The 451-nt window shown below is 65.4% G+C and carries 1 protein-coding gene; it reads left to right on the top strand.

Annotated features, from left to right (window positions below; genetic code table 11):
• Window positions 1–451 (top strand): integrase core domain-containing protein (locus tag KIH27_RS22140; protein WP_214095092.1); only part of this gene is annotated, 451 nt, incomplete at both ends.

A 451-nucleotide genomic window follows, 5' to 3' on the forward strand; every position in this document is an offset into this window, starting at 1 on the left:
TGGCCGCACGATCAAGATGCTCAACGTCATCGACGAGTTCACCCGCCAAGCCTTGGCGATCCACGTCGATCGGGCCATCAACGCCGACGGCGTCGTCGACGTCCTGGATGCCCTGGCCCTGCAGCACGGGGTGCCGCACTACGTGCGGTTCGATAACGGACCTGAGTTCGTCGCCCATGCGGTCCACGACTGGTGCCGGTTCAACGGCACCGGTTCGCTGTTCATCGACCCCGGCTCCCCGTGGCAGAACGCCTGGATCGAGTCGTTCAACGGCCGGCTGCGCGACGAGCTGCTCAATTCGTGGCGGTTCGACTCGCTGCGCGAAGCCCGCGTGATCATCGAAGACTGGAGGATCGACTACAACGCCAACCGACCCCACACCGCCCACCGCGGTCTCAGCCCCGCCGAGTTCGTCCTACAGTGGACCACGACCCACCAACCCCAAGCCGCA

The organism is Mycolicibacter acidiphilus (genome assembly GCF_018455725.1).
GTDB classification, from domain to species: domain Bacteria; phylum Actinomycetota; class Actinomycetes; order Mycobacteriales; family Mycobacteriaceae; genus Mycobacterium; species Mycobacterium acidiphilum.